This is a genomic window from Thalassotalea algicola, from assembly GCF_012932965.1.
In the GTDB taxonomy this organism is placed as follows: Bacteria; Pseudomonadota; Gammaproteobacteria; order Enterobacterales; family Alteromonadaceae; genus Thalassotalea_F; species Thalassotalea_F algicola.
In genome coordinates this window covers 1-1,523 of record NZ_JABBXH010000012.1, presented here as the reverse complement: position 1 = coordinate 1,523, position 1,523 = coordinate 1, and the positions used below count along the sequence as shown (strand labels likewise).

General features: G+C 52.1%; 1 rRNA gene. It reads right to left on the bottom strand.

The features are described 5' to 3' along the window. Positions 1-59: 59 nt before the first annotated feature. Positions 60-1,523: ribosomal RNA gene (locus HII17_RS18865) — 16S ribosomal RNA — on the bottom strand; the annotation flags it as partial.

Genomic DNA, 1,523 nt, shown 5'->3' with positions numbered 1-1,523 from the left:
TACTTTCGTTATCAGTGCAATTTGTGTGAACACTCAACATGAGCGTTTTACCTTCAAGATAAGGAGGTGATCCAACCCCAGGTTCCCCTAGGGTTACCTTGTTACGACTTCACCCCAGTCATGAATCACAAAGTGGTGACCGTCCTCCCGAAGGTTAAACTAGCCACTTCTTTTGCAACCCACTCCCATGGTGTGACGGGCGGTGTGTACAAGGCCCGGGAACGTATTCACCGTAGCATTCTGATCTACGATTACTAGCGATTCCGACTTCATGGAGTCGAGTTGCAGACTCCAATCCGGACTACGACAGACTTTCTGGGATTCGCTCCACCTCGCGGTCTCGCTGCCCTCTGTATCTGCCATTGTAGCACGTGTGTAGCCCATCCCGTAAGGGCCATGATGACTTGACGTCGTCCCCACCTTCCTCCGGTTTATCACCGGCAGTCTCCTTAGAGTTCCCGACACTACTCGCTGGCAAATAAGGATAGGGGTTGCGCTCGTTGCGGGACTTAACCCAACATTTCACAACACGAGCTGACGACAGCCATGCAGCACCTGTCTCAGAGTTCCCGAAGGCACTAATCTATCTCTAGAAAATTCTCTGGATGTCAAGGGATGGTAAGGTTCTTCGCGTTGCATCGAATTAAACCACATGCTCCACCGCTTGTGCGGGCCCCCGTCAATTCATTTGAGTTTTAACCTTGCGGCCGTACTCCCCAGGCGGTCAACTTAGCGCGTTAGCTACGCTACTCACGTTTCAAGAACACAAACAGCTAGTTGACATCGTTTACGGCGTGGACTACCAGGGTATCTAATCCTGTTCGCTCCCCACGCTTTCGTGCCTCAGCGTCAGTATCTGTCCAGGTGGCCGCCTTCGCCACTGATGTTCCTTCCAATCTCTACGCATTTCACCGCTACACTGGAAATTCCACCACCCTCTACAGTACTCTAGTTAAACAGTTCCAAATGCAGTTCCGAGGTTAAGCCCCGGGATTTCACATCTGGCTTATCAAACCGCCTACGCACGCTTTACGCCCAGTAATTCCGATTAACGCTCGCACCCTCCGTATTACCGCGGCTGCTGGCACGGAGTTAGCCGGTGCTTCTTCTGTCGCTAACGTCACAGCTAGCAAGTATTAATTACTAACCTTTCCTCACGACTGAAAGTGCTTTACAACCCGAAGGCCTTCTTCACACACGCGGCATGGCTGCATCAGGGTTTCCCCCATTGTGCAATATTCCCCACTGCTGCCTCCCGTAGGAGTCTGGGCCGTGTCTCAGTCCCAGTGTGGCTGATCATCCTCTCAAACCAGCTAGAGATCGTCGCCTTGGTAGGCCATTACCCCACCAACTAGCTAATCTCACTTGGGCTAATCTAAAGGCGAAAGGTCCGAAGATCCCCTCCTTTGGTCCGTAGACATTATGCGGTATTAGCAGTCGTTTCCAACTGTTGTCCCCCACCTCAAGGCATATTCCCAAGCATTACTCACCCGTCCGCCGCTCGACGCCGAAGTACAAGTACT